The 15,561-nt window shown below is 62.6% G+C and carries 16 protein-coding genes and 1 tRNA gene; 6 read left to right on the top strand and 11 right to left on the bottom strand.

Annotation, left to right across the window (positions count from 1 at the left end):
- Positions 1-67 precede the first annotated feature (67 nt).
- The 9 genes from C2L66_RS14025 to C2L66_RS13985 form a co-directional block, all read right to left on the bottom strand.
- Positions 68-262 (bottom strand): DNA gyrase inhibitor YacG, encoded by a 195-nt coding sequence (locus C2L66_RS14025; protein WP_054929038.1) that lies wholly within the window; start codon positions 260-262, stop codon positions 68-70.
- 59 nt (positions 263-321) lie between these two features.
- Positions 322-1,077, bottom strand: a complete 756-nt coding sequence (gene zapD / locus C2L66_RS14020; protein WP_007747120.1) for a cell division protein ZapD — start codon at positions 1,075-1,077, stop codon at positions 322-324.
- 195 nt (positions 1,078-1,272) lie between these two features.
- A complete protein-coding gene (gene coaE / locus C2L66_RS14015; RefSeq protein WP_060599655.1) occupies positions 1,273-1,875 on the bottom strand; it encodes a dephospho-CoA kinase in 603 nt (200 codons plus the stop codon).
- 3 nt (positions 1,876-1,878) lie between these two features.
- Positions 1,879-2,808 (bottom strand): prepilin peptidase, encoded by a 930-nt coding sequence (locus tag C2L66_RS14010; protein WP_054929036.1) that lies wholly within the window; start codon positions 2,806-2,808, stop codon positions 1,879-1,881.
- A gap of 31 nt (positions 2,809-2,839) precedes the next feature.
- A complete protein-coding gene (locus C2L66_RS14005) occupies positions 2,840-4,063 on the bottom strand; it encodes a type II secretion system F family protein (RefSeq protein WP_054929035.1) in 1,224 nt (407 codons plus the stop codon).
- The gene (locus tag C2L66_RS14000) at positions 4,060-5,310 is read right to left on the bottom strand and encodes a GspE/PulE family protein (protein WP_060599656.1); all 1,251 of its coding nucleotides are present in this window, start codon (positions 5,308-5,310) and stop codon (positions 4,060-4,062) included. Before C2L66_RS14000 ends, C2L66_RS14005 begins: the two co-directional genes overlap by 4 nt.
- Before the next feature lie 110 nt (positions 5,311-5,420).
- Positions 5,421-6,725, bottom strand: a complete 1,305-nt coding sequence (locus tag C2L66_RS13995; protein ID WP_054929034.1) for an HlyC/CorC family transporter — start codon at positions 6,723-6,725, stop codon at positions 5,421-5,423.
- Positions 6,726-6,906: 181 nt separating this feature from the next.
- Positions 6,907-6,983: transfer RNA gene (locus C2L66_RS13990), tRNA-Pro, on the bottom strand.
- Positions 6,984-7,035: 52 nt separating this feature from the next.
- On the bottom strand, positions 7,036-8,028 hold the full coding sequence (locus C2L66_RS13985; RefSeq protein ID WP_054929033.1) for a polyprenyl synthetase family protein: 993 nt from the start codon (positions 8,026-8,028) through the stop codon (positions 7,036-7,038).
- 238 nt (positions 8,029-8,266) lie between these two features.
- Here C2L66_RS13985 and rplU point away from each other — a divergent pair, with 238 nt between their 5' ends.
- The 4 genes from rplU to proB all read left to right on the top strand — a co-directional run bounded on the left by rplU (position 8,267) and on the right by proB (position 11,395).
- Entirely contained in the window at positions 8,267-8,578 is a 312-nt protein-coding gene (rplU, locus tag C2L66_RS13980) for a 50S ribosomal protein L21 (protein ID WP_007747161.1), read from the top strand.
- Positions 8,579-8,602: 24 nt separating this feature from the next.
- Positions 8,603-8,866, top strand: a complete 264-nt coding sequence (rpmA, locus tag C2L66_RS13975; RefSeq protein ID WP_036002497.1) for a 50S ribosomal protein L27 — start codon at positions 8,603-8,605, stop codon at positions 8,864-8,866.
- 221 nt (positions 8,867-9,087) lie between these two features.
- The gene (gene cgtA / locus C2L66_RS13970) at positions 9,088-10,203 is read left to right on the top strand and encodes an Obg family GTPase CgtA (RefSeq protein ID WP_054929032.1); all 1,116 of its coding nucleotides are present in this window, start codon (positions 9,088-9,090) and stop codon (positions 10,201-10,203) included.
- Between the two features lie 73 nt (positions 10,204-10,276).
- Positions 10,277-11,395, top strand: coding sequence for a glutamate 5-kinase (gene proB / locus C2L66_RS13965; RefSeq protein WP_036002504.1), 1,119 nt, complete (start codon positions 10,277-10,279; stop codon positions 11,393-11,395).
- 117 nt (positions 11,396-11,512) lie between these two features.
- Here proB and C2L66_RS13960 read toward each other — a convergent pair whose 3' ends face one another.
- Both C2L66_RS13960 and C2L66_RS13955 read right to left on the bottom strand, forming a co-directional pair.
- Positions 11,513-12,097 carry a CNP1-like family protein gene (locus C2L66_RS13960; protein ID WP_054929031.1) on the bottom strand — a complete coding sequence of 195 codons (585 nt, stop codon included), beginning with the start codon at positions 12,095-12,097 and terminating at the stop codon, positions 11,513-11,515.
- 75 nt (positions 12,098-12,172) lie between these two features.
- Positions 12,173-12,871, bottom strand: a complete 699-nt coding sequence (locus C2L66_RS13955) for an RNA pyrophosphohydrolase (protein ID WP_036002508.1) — start codon at positions 12,869-12,871, stop codon at positions 12,173-12,175.
- Positions 12,872-13,160: 289 nt separating this feature from the next.
- Between C2L66_RS13955 and C2L66_RS13950 the strand changes: the two genes are divergently transcribed.
- Positions 13,161-14,897 carry a proline--tRNA ligase gene (locus C2L66_RS13950; RefSeq protein ID WP_054929030.1) on the top strand — a complete coding sequence of 579 codons (1,737 nt, stop codon included), beginning with the start codon at positions 13,161-13,163 and terminating at the stop codon, positions 14,895-14,897.
- Positions 14,898-14,909: 12 nt separating this feature from the next.
- Positions 14,910-15,515, top strand: a complete 606-nt coding sequence (locus C2L66_RS13945; RefSeq protein WP_054929029.1) for a MarC family protein — start codon at positions 14,910-14,912, stop codon at positions 15,513-15,515.
- Positions 15,516-15,561: the final 46 nt, after the last annotated feature.

Below are 15,561 nucleotides of genomic sequence, written 5' to 3'. Positions count from 1 at the left end.
GCGGAGTCGCCTGTGCGGCTTCCGCCTTACCATGAATAGCGGCGAGGGCGGCGCGCGCTGTTCCCGTTCAGTGCGAGCGGTGCTCGCCGGGTGTGTCGTCGGTGGGCGGCTCTTCGTCGGTGCCGCCGATCTTATATTTCTCGGCAGCCCACGCGCCGAGATCGATCTGCTTGCAGCGCTCGGAACAGAAGGGACGGAAGCGGTTCTCGGGAGTCCAGCGGACATCTCTACCGCAGCTTGGGCATTTGACTACAGTGACCATTCGATCAAACGTTCAATCGCAAACAGTGAAACCAATTAAATGAGGCCGTTTGCGTCAGTTTAAAGACTGCACAGCGTCAACTGGAACGGCACGTCGACATCGACCGCGCGCGGACGCAGATCGCCGTCCTGCACGGTGAAGCGCACCCACAACATGTACTTGTTGGCGCTGGCCTCCGGGATCACCCGCAATTCCGGTGCCACGCGCACCTGCATCAGCTGATACGTGCGACCCGACAGCATCTGCTGGTAACTGCCCTGCATGGCCATTACTTTCGAAGCCTGTCCCGATTCGCGCGCGAGCCGCAGCACGATGGCGGCTGCGTCGCGCAGCGGCAGAAGCGGCATGACCCACTTGGCGATGTCCTGGCGACGCTGGTCGGGATGCGTCTGCTGCCACGCGTAGTACGACGGAAGATCGAACTTGCAGGTGCCACCCGGGATGATGGCGCGACTGCGGATGCTGGCGAGCCACTCGTTATCGGCAAGATGCTGCCCAGTCTTGCCCTGCATTTGCGTCAGCCCGGCGAGCGTCTGTTCGATTTCGCCGAGGACGGCTTCGAGGGCGTTCTGCTCGATGCCGGGATTGCCGCGAAACGGAGCGAGCGTTTGACGCTGCCGCTCCAGTTCCTTCATCAAATCGGACTTCAGATCCGCGCGGCCCGCGACTTCCGAAATTTCGAACAGCGTAGTCAGCGCGACGTGATGTTCCCTGGCATCTTCCTGAGTCAGAAAGAACGTGAAACGCTCGAACAGATCTTCGAGGCGCAGCAGCGTCCGGATTCGCTCGTTGAAGGGATACTCGTAAAGGATCAAGCGGGCTCGCCTCGGGCGTGGTCGGTGACGGAATTGCAGGACATTCTAATGCCGTGAGACTACCCTAGCAATCACACACTTTTTTAGCGAGCTTCTGTCAATTTTTGAGCGGTGTTGCGCGCATTCGTTGCGTGTAAATGCCGTTCCCGACAACATGCGCGCACGCTACGGACAATGAACAGAATCGCTCACGGCTTACGCGCCCGCGAGCGAAACATACGTGCGATGAAGCCGATCGACGTCAACGTCGAGTTCTTCGAGCGACCGGTTGTCGTTGACAATGACATCGTCGGCGGCGGCGAGTCGCGCTTCGCGCGTCGCCTGCCGCGCGATGATCGCGAGCACCTGTTCGCGCGTGAACGCATTGCGGCGCATGACGCGAGCGATCTGGGTTTCGACGCTGCAATCGACGGCCAGCACGCGATTCACACGTGTTTTCCAGCTACCCGACTCGACGAGCAGCGGTACGACGACGATCACATATGGGCCGGGCGCCTGCTGACGCTGACGCTCGGTCTCCGCGCGGATCAACGGATGCGTGATTGCTTCGAGTCGTTTGCGCGCCGTCTCGTCACTAAAGACGAGCGCGCGCATACGGGCGCGATCGAGCGAGCCGTCTTCGGCGACGAACGACGGACCGAACTCCGTTGCGATGGACGGCATGGCGAGACCCTGCGGCGCCGTGATGCGATGCGCGATCACGTCTGTATCGACGAGCGTCACGCCGCGTTTTGCGAACAGATCGGCGACCGTGGACTTGCCGCTGCCGATGCCGCCCGTGAGTCCAACAGCAAACATGCGTCAGCCTCCCAAAGCCATATAAAGCGGCGTGCCGACGAACAGCGTCACCGCGCCGCCTGCCGCGAGGAACGGACCGAAGGGCAGCGGCTCTTCGAAACGCATGCGCCCGATCCATGTCGCGACCAGACCGACCACGGCGCCCGTCACCGCGGCAATCAGAATGATCTGCGGCAGTGCGGCCCAACCGAGCCACGCGCCGAGCGCGGCGAGCAGCTTGAAGTCGCCATAACCCATGCCTTCGACGCCACGCACGATCTTGAACACCCAATGCACGCACCACAGTGCCAGGTAGCCTGCGATCGCGCCGATCACGGCATCATGCAGGCTCGCGAACACGCTATTGAAATTGACGATGAGGCCGGCCCAGAGCAATGGCAAGGTCATCGAGTCAGGCAACAGGTGTGTGTCGATATCGATTGCGCTCATTGCCAGCAGTGTCGCGCATAGGGCGAACGCAGCGAGCGCCGTGCCCGTTGCGCCAAACGAGATGAGCGCGCCCAGCGCCAGTGCCGCGCTCGACAGTTCGAGCAGCGGATAACGAAAACTCACGCGCGTCTTGCAGTGCGAGCATCGGCCGCGCAACACCAGATAGCTGAGCACCGGGATGTTCTCCCACGCCCGCAGCACGTGGCCGCAATGCGGACATGCGCTGCGCGGCAACCAGAGGTTGTAGCGCTCGGGCAGGCCGTCTTCATCGAATGCGTGGTCTGTCGCTTCGCTCACTTCGGCGCGCCATGCGCGCTCGAGCATGATCGGCAAGCGGTGCACGACGACGTTCAGGAAGCTGCCGATCACCAGACCGAATGCGATCGCGAAGGCGATCTGCGCGCCCGGCGGCAGCGTGCCGAAAGCCGCGCCGAGGCTGTCCGCGAAACGGACGAGCGGGCCGCTGAAGGAAGGTTCTGACACGGACGTGAGCGTGGTCTGCATGATCGATTGTCTGGATTCGGCTGCGATGCTACTACACCACGTTGCCAAGTTGGATGATGGGAAGATACATCGCGACGACCAGACCGCCGACCAGCCCGCCCAGCACGACGATCACGAGCGGCTCGCACAGGCTCGCGAGCCCCGCGATCTTTTCGTCTACCTGACGATCGCTCAGCGACGCGACATCGAGCAGCATCGTATCCAGCGTGCCCGATTCTTCGGCGATGGCGACCGGTTGCACGATTTCTTCGGGGAAACATTGCGCTTCGCGCATGGCGGGCGCGAGTCGCACGCCGCGCCTCAGTTGCGCTGAGATCGCGACGGTCGCGCGATCGAACCATGGGTTGCCCGTTGCGTGCGTGAGCGAATCGAATGCGTCGGCGAGCGGCGTGCCTGCCGACAGCAACGTACCGAGTGCGCGGCTCCAGCGCGCCGCGCACAGCGTGGTGAGCAGCGAACCGGCGACGGGCAGACGCAGCGCCGCGCGGGCGAACTGCAGACGAGCGGCTTCCGAGCGCCGCAGCACGCGACGCACCGCGAATACGAACACGCACGCGAGCGAGGCGAGCGGCACGCTCCAGCGGCCAGCCGCGGCGGACATCGCGAGTACGAGTTGCGTCGGCGCGGGCAGCTTTGCGCCGAAACCGTCGAAGATCTGCTTGAACGTCGGGACGACCCACACGAGCAGCGCGGCGGTGATCGCGAGCGCAAGCAACAGGATCGCAACGGGATAAGTGAGCGCAGCGCGCACTTTCGCGCGCTGGGCAGCGGCGCGCTCACGGTCGTCGGCGAGGCGGGCAAGGACCGTTGGCAGCGCGCCCGAGGCCTCGCCGACTTCGACCAGCTGGCAATACAGCGCGCCGAACTGCGTCGGGTGACGGGCAAGCGCCGCCGAAAAGCCCACGCCCGCGGTGATGTCGCGCGCCAGCGCGTGGACGATGCGCGGCATCCCTTTGCTTCGCGCGTGGTCATTCGATGATGCATGCGCCAACAGTTCGAGCGATGGCGCGAGCGGTAAGCCCGCGCGCAGCAGACTCGATAGCTGACGGGTGAACAACGTGACGTCGGCGGCGCGTGCTTTTGGCTGAGGTGCCGCCCCGCGTGCAGTCCATTCGACGGCATACAGCGCGTCTTGCTTCAGCAACGCGCGCGCCGTCGAGAGGTCTGGCGCGATCACCGTTCCGCGCCGGCGCATACCTTGCGCGTCGAACGCGCGCCACTCGAAGCGCTGTTCCTGGATGGCCGTAGACGTCATGCGACCTCCGTTGCGCTCAATGCTTCGGCGAGGCTCGTCGTGCCGTCGAAAGCACGGGCCAGCGCGGCTTCGCGCAAGGTCGGCACGTGCTCGATATGCGCCTGCCGTGCGATCTCATGCGTGCCGGCGCGCGCGACGATGAGTTCGCGCATCGCGTCCGAAACCGGCATGGTTTGATGAATGCCGACGCGTCCGCGAAAGCCGATCCCATGGCACGCTTCGCAGCCGTGTGGCACGTAGGGGCGCCAGTGCGCGATCTGATCGTCGGGCACGCCGGCCGCGCGTAGCGAAGCGGACGTTTCCGACGACGCACGCCGGCATGCGGGGCACAGACGCCGCACGAGCCGCTGCGCCGTGACGAGGCGCAGCGCCGCCGCCAGGTTGTACGGCTCGACGCCGATGTCGATCAAACGGGCAATGGCCGCCGGCGCATCGTTCGTATGCAGTGTCGACAGGACGAGGTGTCCTGTTTGCGCTGCCTTGACGGCGACGTCGGCTGTCTCTTCGTCGCGGATTTCGCCGACCATGATGACGTCCGGGTCCTGTCGCAGGAACGCGCGCAGCGCGACGGCAAACGTCAGCCCGGCCTTCTCGCGCACGCTGACCTGATTGATGCCCGCAAGCTGGATTTCGGCGGGATCTTCGACCGAGCAGAGATTGCGCGACTCGGCATTCAGCAGTTGCAGGAAGCAGTACAGCGACATCGTCTTGCCACTGCCCGTCGGACCCGTGACGAGCACGAGCCCGTGCGGCGAGCGGATCGACCGGTCCACGATGTCGCGCTGTCCTGGCGCGAGTCCAAGTGAGTCGAGCGAGAGATCGGCGGGCAACGCTTCGAGCCTGCGCAGCACGAGTTTTTCGCCGAACAGCGTAGGCAGCGAATTGACGCGATAGTCTTCGACGCGACCCGTCGCGATCGGCAAGCGTAAGCGGCCATCCTGCGGCACGCGCCGCTCCGCGATATCCATGCGCGCCAGCACTTTCACGCGTGTGATAAACGCGTCGCGCAGATGCGCGGGCGGTCGTGCCAGCTCATGCAGCACCCCGTCGACGCGCAGACGCATCCGCCAGCCGTGCTCCATCGGTTCGATGTGCAGATCCGATGCGTTGAGACGCGCGGCTTCCTGTAGCGTGTCGGCGAGCAGCCGCACGGCGGGCGGGCTGTCCGCGTCATTCGTGGCGGGTTGATGTGCGCGCCTGTTCGTGACGACGTTGGGCGCGGGCGCTGCGGTGAGGGAAGTGCGCATGGAAAGCCGGCTGCGAGCCGCCTGTAAAACATGACGGCTTCATCATCCGGTATCGCGCATGGGATCGCTATTCGGCCGAATGGCCAGGTAGGTGCTGGCGAGGTGCGCGCTCAGCGGCCGACGAGCCGCTTGATCTTCGAACCCGGCGCGGGACCGGGGCGAAAAATCTTAACTGTTCTGATTGCCTGATCGTCGCTGCGCAGAACTTCGATTTTGATGTCGTTGATCTTCACGCACACATCGCCTTCAGGAATTTCTTCGAGAATTTCGAGGATCAATCCGTTCAGCGTTTTCGGGCCGTCCGTCGGCAGCTTCAGTTGCAGCCAGCGGTTCAACTCGCGCAGCGGCATGCTGCCCGCGACGATGCATTCACCTTCTTCGTTCCAGCCGCCGCGCGAACTGGCGCTACGCGGCACGGACGTCGTGAATTCGCCGATCAGTTCCTCGATGATGTCTTCGGGCGTCACGAGTCCCTGCAGTTCGCCGTACTCATCGACCACGAGTGCCGTGCGATGACGGCTTTCCTGGAAGAACTGGAGTTGCTGGAAAACGGGCGTGCCCGTCGGCACGAAGTACGGCTCCGCGAGCAGTTCGCGCAACGTGTCGCGTTCCAGTTCCTGGTTGTGCAGGGCAGACAGCGTCTTGCGCACGTGCAGCACGCCGAGCACGCGGTCGAAATCGCCTTGATAGACGATCAGCTTGTTGTGATAGCAGGTTTCGAGCTGATGCAGGATCTGCTCGAATGGCGCGTCGAAGTCGAGAGCTTCGATGCGGCGGCGCGGGATCATCACGTCGTCGACGGTGATGTTTTCGAGGTCGAACAGGTTCAGCAGGATGCTGCGGTGCTTGGTCGGCATGAAGCTGCCGGACTCGAGCACGATGGTGCGCAGTTCCTCCGTCGACAGCCGCTGGTCGTGCGCGCCCTTGGTATTGATATGCAGCACGCGCAATATGCCGTTCGCGAACAGGTTCACGAACCAGATCAGCGGCTTTGACACGCGCATGAGCGGCGCGATCAGCAGGCTGGCGGGGAGCGCGATCTTTTCCGGAAACGTCGCGCCTACTATCTTCGGCGTGATTTCGGCGAACACGATGATGAGAAACGCGACGATACCCGTCGCAATCGACAGCACGAGGTTATTGCTGCCGAATGTGTGCAACGCGATCGACGTGGTGAGCACGGGGATGATCGTGTTGAACAGGTTGTTGCCGATCAGGACGGCGCTCAGCAACTCATCGGTGCGAGCGAGCAGGCCTTGGGTGGTCTTCGCGCCGAGCGCGCCCTTGGTCGCGAGATGTTTCAGGCGATGGCGGTTGATCGCCATCATCGCTGTCTCGGTAATGGAGAAGAAGCTGGAGCAGATGAGAAGCAGGACGACGGCGCCTATTTGCGCCCATAAGGGAAGTTGTTCCACGCGACGTGAATAAGAGAAGGGGAGGGATGGGGAGAATATAGCAGAGGGGCTGCGAGCCCTCAGCGGGCAGACGGACAGCTTGAAATCTCGCGCGGTCTTTAAACGCGCGGCAGCCCGCCATTGCCACTTGTCCGTACGGCGGACGAAAAAAAACCGCGCAATGCGCGGTTTTTTTAAAATCTGGTCGGGGTGAGAGGATTCGAACCTCCGGCCTCTACGTCCCGAACGTAGCGCTCTACCAGGCTAAGCTACACCCCGATTTGGTACTGCAGATCACTCGATCCGGACTAATCCGGCGTGTCAGTCTCGATTAAGACTGCCTCGTCGTCGAGTAAGAACATAATTCTAGCAGGCTTTCTTTGTAAATGGAATCGGGAAACGAAGAAATTGCTGCGGCTGCGGCCTGCGCTTCCTGCTTCGCGCATTCGAGCGTGTGATCTAGCGCGCCGGAACGCGTGATGGCCTCGAAAATTTCGTCGAAGCGGTCCGTGCCGCCTTGTTCGATTGCCTCGCGCGCAAGCGCCGCCTGCTCGGGCGTGCCGCGTTCGATCAGATAGATGAGCGGCAGCGTAGGCTTGCCTTCACGCAGGTCGTCGCCAGCGTTCTTGCCCATCGATTCCGGCGTGCCCGTGTAGTCGAGCCAGTCGTCCATGATCTGGAAGGCCGTGCCGATGCGCCGGCCGAATTCCGCTGCAGCCGCTTCCGTGGTCGCGTCGGCGCCCGCCAGCACGGCGCCCAACTGGGCCGCCGCCTCGAACAGCTTGGCCGTCTTGTAGCGGATCACCTGCATGTAACGCGCTTCGTCGACGTCCGCGTCGTGCATGTTCAACAGCTGCAGCACTTCGCCTTCGGAAATGATGTTGGTCGCTTCCGAAAGAATCTCCATCACGCGCATCTTGCCCACGCCGACCATCATCTGGAACGAGCGGGAATACAGGAAGTCGCCGACCAGCACGCTCGCCGCATTGCCGAACAGCGCATTGGCCGTCTGGCGGCCGCGGCGCAGATCAGATTCGTCGACGACGTCGTCGTGCAGCAGCGTAGCCGTATGGATGAACTCGACGACGGCCGCCAGTTCGTGCCGATGCCCCGTCCTGTCGCCGAGCGCGCCTGCCACGAGCAGCAGCAGCGCAGGCCGCAGACGCTTGCCTCCGGCACTGATGATGTACTCGGAGATCTGGTTGATCAGCATCACCTCGGACGCCAGACGGTGCCGGATGACGCGATTCACCTGCTGCATGTCTTCGGCGATCGGAGCGAGCAGATTTGCTGCGTTGGGGGTGGGGGTGGCGGTTGACGACATGGTGGCGAATTCGGGTAGTGCCGCGAATTATAAGGCGAACTGCGGCATTTCCGCGCCGGACACCATTTGTTCATGGCCGTTTTGATCCGTTTGCGGATGGATCGCCTGCGTTTGTCGCGCGCGGGACGGGCGGTCGCGGTCGTTGTCAACTGATTTTGACCGCGCAGCTAACTCTATGTATAATCGAGGGTTTCCGCGCGTGGTGCGTGGGGAAAATGAATCCAGAGTGAGGTTTTCAATGTACGCGGTCATAAAAACCGGCGGCAAGCAGTATAAAGTTGCTGTCGGCGAAAAACTTAAAGTAGAACAGATACCGGCAGACATTGACGCTGAAATCACGCTCGACCAGGTTCTCGCAGTGGGCGAAGGCGAATCGATTAAGTTCGGTACGCCGCTGGTCAGTGGGGCTTCCGTCAAGGCTACCGTCGTGTCTCAAGGTCGTCACAAGAAAGTGACCATCTTCAAGATGCGTCGCCGGAAGCACTACCAGAAGCATGGCGGCCACCGCCAGAACTACACCGAACTGCGCATCGACGCGATCAACGCGTAAGCGCATCGGGCAAGGAGCTAACAAATGGCACACAAAAAGGCAGGCGGATCGTCCCGGAACGGCCGCGACTCCGAGTCGAAACGACTTGGCGTGAAAGTGTACGGCGGTCAGGCGATCTTGGCTGGCGGCATCATCGTGCGTCAACGCGGCACGCGTATGCACCCGGGTGACAACGTCGGCATCGGCAAGGATCACACCTTGTTCGCGCTGACGGACGGCCACGTCAAGTTCTCGACGAAGGGCGCCGGCAAGAAGCACATGGTCAACGTCGTCCCGGCTGCTGTCTGAGCTTAATCAGGCACGGGCTTCAGGACCGGAAAAAAGGCCCCGCGAAGTTTGCGGGGCCTTTTTGTTTGCAGGCCTTTCGGACTTCTGTTCGCACACCTGCATCCGTCGCGGCACTTCGTTGTCGCGATGGGACAAGAATCGGACTCAATCTGGCCATTCGGCCAATGGTGCACGCGCGCCACGCGCGGCAAAATAGCAATACCTACGGGACGGAGTAACGCATGAAGTTCATTGACGAAGCGAGGATTGAAGTCATCGCCGGCGACGGGGGAGATGGCAGCGCGTCGATGCGCCGCGAGAAGTTCGTCCCGTTCGGCGGTCCGGACGGCGGCGACGGCGGCCGCGGCGGCAGCGTCTTTGCGGTCGCAGACCGCAACATCAACACGCTGATCGACTACCGGTACGCGAAAAAACATCAGGCGCGCAACGGCGAAAACGGCCGCGGCTCGGATTGCTACGGCAAGGGCGGCGACGACATCACGTTGCGCATGCCCGTCGGCACGATCATCACGGACATGGATACGGGCGAGTTGATCGCCGACCTCACCGAGCACAACCAGACTGTGCAGATCGCGCAGGGCGGCTCGGGCGGCCTCGGCAACCTGCACTTCAAGTCCAGTACGAATCGCGCGCCGCGTCAGAAGACGGAAGGCAAGCCGGGCGAGCGCCGCATGGTGCGCCTCGAATTGAAGGTGCTCGCGGATGTCGGTTTGCTCGGCATGCCGAACGCGGGCAAGTCGACGTTCATTTCCTCGGTGTCGAACGCGAAGCCGAAAATCGCCGATTATCCGTTCACGACCCTTGCGCCGAATCTCGGCGTGGTGCGCGTCGGGCCGAGTCGCAGCTTCGTCATCGCCGACATTCCGGGGCTGATCGAAGGCGCGGCGGAAGGTGCTGGCCTGGGGCATCAGTTCCTGCGGCACTTGCAGCGCACGGGCTTGCTGCTGCATATCGTCGATCTTGCGCCGTTCGACGAATCGGTCGATCCCGTCGCGGAAGCGAAGGCGATCGTCAACGAACTGCGCAAGTACGACGAAGAGCTGTTCGGCAAGCCTCGCTGGCTGGTGCTGAACAAGCTCGACATGGTTCCCGAAGACGAGCGCGAAGCACGCGTGGCCAAATTCCTGAAAGACTTCGAATGGGACGGCCCCGTCTTCGAAATTTCGGCGCTCACGGGCCAAGGCTGCGAAAGCCTCTGCTACGCCGTGTACGACTACATCTCCGAGCATTCGGATGCGCACCGCGCGGCGGAAGCCGAAGATATGGCCGCTGACGTGCGCTTCCGGGAAGGGCAGGCGAGCGGCAGCGCGGGCGCGCCCGTCGAGCCGCAGGAGTAAACAGCCGTACCCTGGATGCCGGCGCACTCCCAGCATGCGCCGGCCTTACGAATCATCTTGGAGGCCGCGCACAATGCGTTCCGTTATCGCAGATTCCAGGCGATTGGTAGTGAAAGTCGGTTCGAGTCTCGTCACGAACGACGGGCGCGGGCTCGATCACGCGGCAATTGGCCGCTGGGCCGCGCAGATCGCCGCGCTGCGCGAGCAGGGCAAGGAAGTCGTGCTCGTCAGCTCGGGCGCGATCGCCGAGGGCATGCAGCGTCTTGGCTGGACCAGGCGTCCGCGTGAAATCGACGAACTGCAGGCAGCCGCCGCCGTGGGCCAGATGGGCCTCGCGCAGGTCTATGAAAGCCGTTTCGCCGAGCATTCCATTCGCACCGCGCAAATCCTGCTGACGCACGCCGACCTGGCCGATCGCGAACGCTATCTGAACGCGCGCTCCACGCTGCTGACGTTGTTGCGTCTGGGCGTGGTGCCGATCATCAATGAAAACGACACCGTCGTCACGGACGAAATCAAGTTCGGCGACAACGATACGCTCGGTGCGCTGGTGGCGAATCTGATCGAAGGCGATGCGCTGATCATCCTGACCGACCAGCAAGGTCTCTTCACCGCGGACCCGCGCAAGGACCCGGCCGCGACGCTCGTCCAGCAGGCCGATGCGGGCTTGCCGGAACTCGAGGCGATGGCGGGCGGCGCCGGCTCGAGCATCGGCCGCGGCGGCATGTTGACGAAAATTCTCGCGGCGAAGCGCGCGGCGCATAGCGGCGCGAACACGGTGATCGCAAGCGGCCGTGAGGCGGACGTACTGGCCCGGCTCGCATCGGGCGAGGCGATCGGCACACAACTGATCGCGCGCACGGCTCGTATGGCTGCGCGCAAGCAGTGGATGGCCGATCATCTTCAGGTGCGCGGGCATGTCGTGATCGACGACGGCGCTGTCGAAAAGCTCACAGAAGGCGGCAAGAGTCTGCTGCCAATCGGCGTAGTCGGCGTGCAGGGCGCGTTCGCGCGCGGCGAGGTGATCGCGTGCCTGAGCCCGTCGGGGCGCGAGGTCGCGCGCGGGTTGACGAACTACAGCAGCGCGGAGACGAAGCTGATCCAGCGTCGTCCGAGCGGCGAGATTGAATCTGTGCTGGGTTACATGCTGGAGCCCGAACTCATCCATCGGGACAATCTGGTGCTGATCTAGACGCGCTCCCGTGCGCGAGGCTACAAAAAAGCCGTTCCATCGCAAGGTGGAACGGCTTTTTGTTGCGCCTGCATCGAGCCGGCCAGGCAGACGCGCGCAGATGACAGACCCGTCGTGTCAGCTTCCGCGAATCAACGTGCTGTTCACGCGCTTGTATCGGATATTGTTCAGAATCACATCCGCCTTGCCGACTGGCAACTTGCTCGAACAGAAAAAGTCCTGATACAGCGCTGCGTGATACGCGTTCAGATCGCCGTTTTCGATGCGCGACCAATCGTTTTCGACCGTGCGGTCCCAGCCGTCGTGATCGGCGTTGAGTCCCGCGTACAGCTTCCACGAGTAGTCTTCGCAGCGAATCCCTTCGTAGTTCACGTTGCGCGCGCCGCTCGGGCTCGTAATGACCACCGTGTAGCGGATCACGCCGTCGCTGTCGACCGTCAGCGATTTCCCATCGAGCGCGAACTGCAGCGGTGTGTTCTGCGAAACGTTGAACGGCAGCAGATCGCCGGGTTGCGGCATGGCCGGGAGCGTATCGACTTTCTTTTCGGTCCACGTCGACGGCCGGTCGAACAGATACTGAAAGTCGCTCTTGGGACCTTCAGACTTGGAAGCGTCAGACGGAGTGGGATTCTTGGTGCTCGAACAGCCAGCCAGCAGAACGCCCGCGGCGACGCACGCCACGGCGAAAGCAGATACTTTCAATGTGATTTCCTCGAAACGCCGGCGCAGCGTGTCTCACGCCGCACCGGCAGATGCGGCGTGGACAGCCGCTTAGCGTCAGTCGCGCAGACCCGGTGCCTGAACGGCCGCCGGATCTTCCGTCGACGAACAGTCAGACCCGATTGTCGCACGCAGCGTCGTCTCGACTACAAATGTCGTCGTGACGGTGGTCACGGACGCCGCGGACTCCATCGACGCCCCAGGCGGCGCATTCACCGACGACGCCATCCGTGGATAGCGCTGCCCGTGATGATGTCCACCTGGCCGTTCCGTGCGCGGCGCAGGACGCCGCAGGAAACGGGACAATTCCGTTAACGCCAGCTGATACACATCCCGCTTGAACTCGATCACACAGTCGAGCGGCACCCAGTACTCGTTCCAGCGCCAGGCATCGAACTCGGGGTGATCGGTCGCGCGCAAACAAATGTCGCAATCGCGTCCAACCATCCGGAGCAGGAACCAGATCTGCTTCTGGCCGCGGTAATGGCCGCGGACCTCACGCTTGATGAACTTGTCAGGCACCTCATAACGCAACCAGTCACGCGTGCGACCGATAACCTTGACGTGCTCCGGAAGCAGGCCGGTTTCTTCGTGCAATTCCCTGAACATCGCCTGCACGGGGGTCTCACCATACTTGATGCCCCCTTGCGGAAACTGCCAGGAATGTTCACGCAGACGCTTGCCCCAAAACACCTCGTTGTGAGCGTTCAAGAGGATGATGCCGACGTTCGGGCGAAAGCCTTCACGATCCAGCATACAACCACCTTCGAATCCTTTAAAATTGCTTTGATTATAAACAGATAACGGGTCCGACGCACCGCCTCGCACCAGATTGGCGCGATTGCCCGCAACAAGCCTCGTCCGTCGCCTCGAAAGCCGCTTTCCGGCGCTTTTGGCACGTCGTTGGACAAATGCCCGCGCATGCGACAATCGCTTTTCGGCCTGTTACAGCGTGCGCGGACATGATCTGGCGCTCAGGCGCGCGAACCCATCGTCTTACCCTTTCGGGCGGCCCCTTTGGTCCGCCGCTTTTGGAAAATTCTGAATGAAAGCCTCCCGATTCTTTATTGGCACCCTGAAGGAAGCGCCCGCCGACGCGGAAATCGTCAGTCACAAGCTCATGGTGCGGGCCGGGATGATCCGGCGCGTCGCTGGCGGCATCTACAACTATCTGCCAATTGGCTTGCGTTCGATCCGTAAGGTGGAAGCGATCGTGCGCGAGGAAATGAACCGTGCAGGCGGGATCGAACTGCTGATGCCGGCTGTGCAGCCGGCAGAGCTGTGGCAGGAATCGGGCCGCTGGGAAAAATATGGTCCCGAACTGCTGCGCTTCAAGGACCGCAAGCAGACCGACTTCGTGATCGGACCGACGCACGAAGAAGTCGTGACGGATATCGCGCGTAACCAGATCAAGAGCTACCGTCAGCTGCCCGTGAACTTCTATCAGATCCAGACGAAGTTCCGCGACGAAATCCGTCCGCGTTTCGGCGTGATGCGCGGCCGTGAGTTCATCATGAAGGACGCGTATTCGTTCGATAAGGACGCGGACGGCCTGAAAGAGTCGTATCGCAAGATGTACGACGCCTATGTGCGCATCTTCACGCGCCTCGGCCTCGACTTCCGCGCGGTCGCGGCGGACAACGGCTCGATCGGCGGCAGCGGCTCGCATGAATTCCACGTGATCGCCGATACGGGCGAAGACGATATCGCTTACTGCCCGACGTCGGATTTCGCATCGAACGTCGAAGCGGCTGAAGCGCTGCCGCTGATCGCCGAACGCGCTGCGCCGAAGGAAGCGTTGAAGAAGACGCCGACGCCCGGCAAGGCCAAGTGCGAAGCCGTCGCCGAATATCTGGACATTCCGCTCGAAAAGACCATCAAGTCGATCATCCTCGCCACCGAAAACGAAGGTGCCGAGCCGACCATCTGGCTGCTGATGCTGCGCGGCGACCACGACCTGAACGAGATCAAGGTCAACAAGCTGCCGGGTCTCGCCGAGTTCCGCTTCGCGACGGAAGAAGAGATTGTGGAGTGGTTCGGCACGCCGCCGGGCTACCTCGGGCCGATCAACACGAAGAAGCCGGTCAAGGTGATCGCGGACCGCACGGTCGCGAACATGAGCGACTTCGTGGTCGGCACGAACGAGGTCGATTTCCACACGACGGGCGTCAACTGGGGCCGCGATCTGCCCGAGCCGGTCGTCGCGGATATCCGCAACGTGAAGAAGGGCGACCCGTCGCCGGACGGCAAGGGCGTGATCGACATTTGCCGCGGCATCGAAGTTGGCCACGTGTTCCAGCTCGGCACCAAGTATTCGGAAGCGATGAACGCGACGTGCCTCGACGAGTCCGGCAAGCCGCAGCCGATGCAAATGGGCTGCTACGGCATCGGCGTCACGCGTATTCTCGGCGCGGCGATCGAGCAGAACTTCGACGACAAGGGCATCATCTGGCCGGAATCGATCGCGCCGTTCGAAGTCGTGCTGTGCCCGATGGGCTACGACCGCAGCGACGCCGTGCGCGAGCAGGCGGACAAGCTGCACGACGAGCTGACGGCAGCGGGCATCGACGTGATTCTCGACGATCGCGGCGAGCGTCCGGGCGTGATGTTCGCGGACTGGGAACTGATCGGCGTGCCGCACCGTCTGGTCATCGGCGATCGTGGCCTGAAGGACGGCAAGCTCGAGTACCAGGGCCGCCGCGACGCAGAAGCCACGCTGTTGCCCGTCGAAGGCGCGGCGCAGGTCGTGATCGACAAGATCAACGCAGCGCTTGCGCGCTGACGGGAGCGGACGGTGGAGTACAACTTCCTGTCCGCGACCATCCTGCTGATACTCATCACTGATCCACTCGGCAACATCCCGCTCTTCATCAACTGCCTGCGGGGTGTTGCGCCTCACCGGCGCATCCGCGTGATTCTGCGCGAAGTCGCCATCGCCTTCGTGATCCTGCTGGTCTTCATGCTGGTCGGCGACCGCTTTCTGCGGATGATGAGCCTGACGGATCTGTCATTGCGGATCGGCGGCGGCATTGTGCTGTTCCTGATCGCGCTGCGGATGATCTTTCCGCATCCCGACGGCCCGTTCGGCGCGGACACGCGGGCCGCCGAGCCGATGATCGTGCCGCTCGCGATCCCCGCGCTCGCCGGCCCGTCGGCGCTGGCGACGGTGATGCTGCTGACATCGCAGGCGCCGAGCAAGATGTTCGAGTGGATGGCGGCGCTGACGGTGACGATGATCGTCTGCGCGATCGTGCTGGTGCTCGCGGAGCGCATCCAGCAATGGCTCGGCGAGCGCACGGTGACGGCGTTCGAGCGGCTGATGGGTCTCGTGCTCGTCGCGATTTCGGTGGAGATGATGCTCGGCGGCATCCGCACTTTCGTGCATCAGCTCGACAAATAGCGGTTCAACAAAAAAGCGACCCCGGGAGGTCGCTTTTTTTTATCCA

The sequence above is a fragment of the Paraburkholderia caribensis genome (assembly GCF_002902945.1).
In the GTDB taxonomy this organism is placed as follows: domain Bacteria; phylum Pseudomonadota; class Gammaproteobacteria; order Burkholderiales; family Burkholderiaceae; genus Paraburkholderia; species Paraburkholderia caribensis.
This window is presented reverse-complemented; position numbering and strand designations above follow the sequence as displayed.

What these genes read in the sequence shown, in the direction of transcription:
- C2L66_RS14025 (WP_054929038.1), bottom strand. Translation starts at nt 262, where the DNA reads ATGGTCACTGTAGTCAAATGCCCAAGCTGCGGTAGAGATGTCCGCTGG.
- C2L66_RS14005 (WP_054929035.1), bottom strand. Translation starts at nt 4,063, where the DNA reads ATGACGTCTACGGCCATCCAGGAACAGCGCTTCGAGTGGCGCGCGTTC.
- cgtA (WP_054929032.1), top strand. Translation starts at nt 9,088, where the DNA reads ATGAAGTTCATTGACGAAGCGAGGATTGAAGTCATCGCCGGCGACGGG.
- C2L66_RS14000 (WP_060599656.1), bottom strand. Translation starts at nt 5,310, where the DNA reads ATGCGCACTTCCCTCACCGCAGCGCCCGCGCCCAACGTCGTCACGAAC.
- C2L66_RS13950 (WP_054929030.1), top strand. Translation starts at nt 13,161, where the DNA reads ATGAAAGCCTCCCGATTCTTTATTGGCACCCTGAAGGAAGCGCCCGCC.
- C2L66_RS13955 (WP_036002508.1), bottom strand. Translation starts at nt 12,871, where the DNA reads ATGCTGGATCGTGAAGGCTTTCGCCCGAACGTCGGCATCATCCTCTTG.
- C2L66_RS14010 (WP_054929036.1), bottom strand. Translation starts at nt 2,808, where the DNA reads ATGCAGACCACGCTCACGTCCGTGTCAGAACCTTCCTTCAGCGGCCCG.
- coaE (WP_060599655.1), bottom strand. Translation starts at nt 1,875, where the DNA reads ATGTTTGCTGTTGGACTCACGGGCGGCATCGGCAGCGGCAAGTCCACG.
- C2L66_RS13985 (WP_054929033.1), bottom strand. Translation starts at nt 8,028, where the DNA reads ATGTCGTCAACCGCCACCCCCACCCCCAACGCAGCAAATCTGCTCGCT.
- proB (WP_036002504.1), top strand. Translation starts at nt 10,277, where the DNA reads ATGCGTTCCGTTATCGCAGATTCCAGGCGATTGGTAGTGAAAGTCGGT.
- rplU (WP_007747161.1), top strand. Translation starts at nt 8,267, where the DNA reads ATGTACGCGGTCATAAAAACCGGCGGCAAGCAGTATAAAGTTGCTGTC.
- rpmA (WP_036002497.1), top strand. Translation starts at nt 8,603, where the DNA reads ATGGCACACAAAAAGGCAGGCGGATCGTCCCGGAACGGCCGCGACTCC.